This is a genomic window from Pseudonocardia pini, from assembly GCF_013870575.1.
Lineage (GTDB): Bacteria > Actinomycetota > Actinomycetes > Mycobacteriales > Pseudonocardiaceae > Pseudonocardia > Pseudonocardia pini.
In genome coordinates, this window is sequence record NZ_JACBXB010000578.1 from 1 (window position 1) to 3,645 (window position 3,645).

The 3,645-nt window shown below is 72.7% G+C and carries 5 protein-coding genes and 1 pseudogene; 5 read left to right on the plus strand and 1 reads right to left on the minus strand.

Annotated elements, in window-relative coordinates; all coding sequences use genetic code 11:
- On the minus strand, positions 1 to 392 hold a 392-nt coding region (locus H5J29_RS25060), incomplete at its 3' end, for a DoxX family protein (protein WP_181783483.1).
- A 208-nt stretch (positions 393 to 600) separates the two neighbouring features.
- Here H5J29_RS25060 and H5J29_RS36635 point away from each other — a divergent pair.
- The 5 genes and pseudogenes from H5J29_RS36635 to H5J29_RS25080 all read left to right on the plus strand — a co-directional run.
- A complete protein-coding gene (locus H5J29_RS36635; protein ID WP_376768570.1) occupies positions 601 to 663 on the plus strand; it encodes a putative leader peptide in 63 nt (20 codons plus the stop codon).
- Between the two features lie 109 nt (positions 664 to 772).
- Positions 773 to 1,627, plus strand: coding sequence for an ABC transporter permease (locus H5J29_RS25065; protein WP_181783484.1), 855 nt, complete (start codon positions 773 to 775; stop codon positions 1,625 to 1,627).
- Positions 1,628 to 1,641: 14 nt separating this feature from the next.
- Positions 1,642 to 2,331 (plus strand): ABC transporter ATP-binding protein, encoded by a 690-nt coding sequence (locus H5J29_RS25070; RefSeq protein WP_312858393.1) that lies wholly within the window; start codon positions 1,642 to 1,644, stop codon positions 2,329 to 2,331.
- 10 nt (positions 2,332 to 2,341) lie between these two features.
- Entirely contained in the window at positions 2,342 to 3,448 is a 1,107-nt protein-coding gene (locus tag H5J29_RS25075; RefSeq protein WP_181783486.1) for an LLM class flavin-dependent oxidoreductase, read from the plus strand.
- Positions 3,445 to 3,645 (plus strand): annotated as a pseudogene (locus tag H5J29_RS25080) (hypothetical protein); the annotation flags it as partial. The gene H5J29_RS25075 and the pseudogene H5J29_RS25080, both read left to right, overlap by 4 nt.

Sequence of the window (3,645 nt, forward strand, 5' to 3'; positions counted from 1 at the left end):
TCCACGCTGAACCGGCCCGGCCCGATCGCCGCGAGCGCCACGGCGGCCGTGGCCAGGTTGGTGACGTACTCCCACCCCTCGGCGGTGATCCAGAAGCCGTTCGGGATGTGCACCGACCGCGCCGCCACCCCCATCGTCGCGACGACGGCGGCCGAGGCCAGCGGCGTCGCCGCCCCGGCGAGGAGCAGGACCCCGGACCCGACCTCGACGGCGGCGCTCGCCTGCGCCTGCAGCCTCGGCTGCCGGAACCCGATCGAGCCGAACCAGCCGGCGGTGCCGTCGAGGCTCCGGCCGTGCTTGACCCCGTGCGCGATCACGGTGCCGCCGATCGCCCCCCGGAGCAGGAGGCTCGCGATCTCCCGCCCGACCCTGTTCCGCCCGCGCCTGCCCATTCGTCCTCCGGTGTCGTCGTCGATCGGTTCGGATTTGAGGACACCCTACGACGGATGCCGACGACCGAGCGGCCCCTCAATGTCCGGACACCGGACCACGGTTCCCACCAGGCAGTACACTTCGTGTGACGGGGCGCGCAATCCCCACGAGTGAGGTTGGGATTGCCGCCCGCTGCGGTTACGGTCCTGTGTCATGACCGGTTCGGCGATGCTCACGACCCGGGGTCACATCGACCTCGAGCGGGTGTCGTCCGCCCTCTGTCCGCGCTGACCGCTCTCGACGGACCGCGCCGCCTCGTCCACCGACCCCTGGCGGCGATCCATCCAGGGCGCCCGGCGTGTTCTGGCTCCCGGGTGCCCGTTCGCCCCTAGGGACATCCATGACCACCACACCGGAGCGGACGCGCGTGCAACCGCCGCCGTCCGCCGTGGAGACCGTCACCCTCGCCTCGGAGCGCGACCGCCGACCCGGTCGGGTCCCCCGCTGGGTGCTCAAGACGATCTCGCCGATCGCCCTGATCGTGCTGTGGCAGGTGCTGTCGAGCGTCGGCGTGCTGGACACCGACACCCTCGCCTCCCCGGTCACCGTCGCGGAGACCGCGGCGGGGATGTGGCAGGACGGTTCGCTGCAGAGCGCCGTGCTGACCTCGGTGCTGCGGGTGCTGGCGGGCCTCGCGTTCGGGATCGTCGCCGCGGTGGTGCTGGCCACGCTGGCCGGGCTCTTCCGCCGGGGCGAGGACATCATCGACGCGCCGATGCAGATGCTGCGCACCGTCCCGGTCATCGGCCTGATCCCACTGCTGATCATCTGGTTCGGCATCGGCGAGACGCCCAAGATCGTCCTCGTCGGGCTGGCCGTGACCTTCCCGCTCTACATCAACCTCTACAGCGGGATCCGCAACACCGACTCCACGCTCATCGAGGCGTCGGAGACGCTGGGGCTCGGCTGGTTCGGGCAGGTCAGGCACGTGATCCTGCCGTCGGCGATGCCGCAGTTCCTCACCGGGCTGCGCTACGCGCTCGGCACCGCGTGGCTGGCGCTGGTCTTCGGCGAGACGATCAACGCCACCTCCGGCATCGGCTACGAGATGAACAAGGCCCGCGAGTTCTTCGCCACGGACGTGATCATCGTCTGCCTGGTGCTCTACGCGATCCTGGGCCTGGTCGCGGACATGATCGTGCGTGGACTCGAGAGGGGGCTGCTGTCGTGGCGACCGGCGTTCAGCGGACAGTGAGCGACCAGCGGACGGTGGACGCGGTCTCCGTCCGGGGCCTGACCCGCCGCTTCGGCGACCGGGCCGTGATCTCCGACCTCGACCTGGACATCGAGCCCGGCCAGTTCGTCGCGCTGCTCGGCGCCTCGGGCTGCGGCAAGTCCACGCTGCTGCGCATCCTCGCGGACCTGGACAAGGACGTGTCCGGCGAGGTCACGGTGGCCCGCAGGCGCGCCGTCGGCTTCCAGGCCCCGCGGCTGATGCCGTGGAAGAAGGTGTGGCACAACGTCGTACTGGGCCTGCCCGGCAAGCCGGACCGCGACCGCGCGGTCGCCGCGCTCACCGAGGTCGGGCTCGCCCACCGGGTCGACGTGTGGCCGAAGGTGCTCTCCGGCGGCGAGGCCCAGCGGGCCGCGCTGGCCCGGGCGCTGGTCCGGGAGCCGGACCTGCTCCTGCTCGACGAGCCGTTCTCGGCCCTCGACGCCCTGACCCGGATCACCGCTCGCGGCCTGGTGGACGAGCTGTGGCAGCGGCACGGCTGCGCGGTCCTGCTGGTCACCCACGACGTCGAGGAGGCGCTCGCGCTCGCCGACCGCGTGCTCGTGATGCAGGACGGGAGGATCGGCTACGACGCCCCCGTCGACCTCGACCGGCCCCGCGACGTCACCGATCCCGAGTTCCAGCGCCTGCGTGCCGAGCTGCTCGCACGCCTCGGCGTGCACTGAGGAGGATGCCATGACCACCGTCGAGTTCGTCGGCATGATCGGGACCCAGGAGGTCTCCGAGACCCACCCCGCCGCAGGCCCGGTCGTGGACCGGGACACGGTGCGCCGCTTCGTGTCCGCCCACGAGGAGGGCGGGTTCGACAAGGTGCTGGTCGGCCACTCGTCGTCCACCCCGGACGGTCTGCAGGTCGCCGCGTACGGCGCGGCGCACTCCGAGCGGCTGGGCTTCCTGGTCGCGCACCGCCCCGGCTTCACCGCCCCCACGCTCGCGGCGCGGCAGTACGCCACGCTGGACCACTTCTCCGGCGGCGGCCGGGTGGCGATGCACGTCATCTCCGGCGGCAGCGACGTCGACCAGCGGCGAGACGGCGACTGGCTGGACAAGGAGCAGCGCTACGCCCGCACGGACTCCTACCTCGAGATCGTGAAGCGGTCCTGGTCCGAGCCCGAGGCGTTCGACTTCGCCGACGAGCACTACCGGGTCGAAGGCGTGCAGCAGGAGATCCGACCGCTCGCCCCGATCCCGGTCTACTTCGGAGGGTCGTCCGCCGCCGCGTACCGGGTCGGCGGCAGGCACGCGGACGTGTTCGCCCTCTGGGGCGAGCCGCTGGCGGAGACGGCCGAGCAGATCGACGAGGTGCACGCGGCGGCCCGCGCCGCGGGCCGCACCGACCTGCCGCGGATCAGCGTGTCCTTCCGCCCGATCCTCGGCGCCACCGAGGAGCAGGCCTGGGAGCGCGCGTACCGGATCCGGGACGGGATCGTGGCGGCGAAGGGCGGACACGGGTCGTTCACCGGCACCCGCTTCCGCCAGGCCTCCGCACCCACGAACGTCGGGTCGCAGCGGCTGCTCGCGGCCGCCGAGAAGGCCGAGGTCCACGACCGCTGCCTGTGGACGGCCACCGCCGCCGCCTCGGGCGCCGCGGGCAACTCCACCGCCCTCGTCGGCACCCCGGAGACGGTCGCGCAGGCGATGCTGGACTACGTCGACATCGGCGTGACCACCCTGCTGATCCGCGGGTACGACCCGATCGACGACGCGGCCGAGTACGGCCGTGAGCTGCTCCCCCTCGTCCGGGCCGAGGTGGCCCGGCGGACCGAGAAGGTGCCCGCGTGACCACGTTGCCGACCGACCGCACGGCGCCCGCCGTCTTCACCCCCGAGGCCGCCGTCCGCGGGACCGTCGTGGTCCTCGTGGGCCGCGGCGAGAACCCCGGGGTCTACGCCCGGTTCGGCCGCAGGCTGGCCTTCGACGGCTACACCGTCGTCGTCCCGCGGGCCGAGGCCACCGACCAGGAGATCACCGCCGCGCTG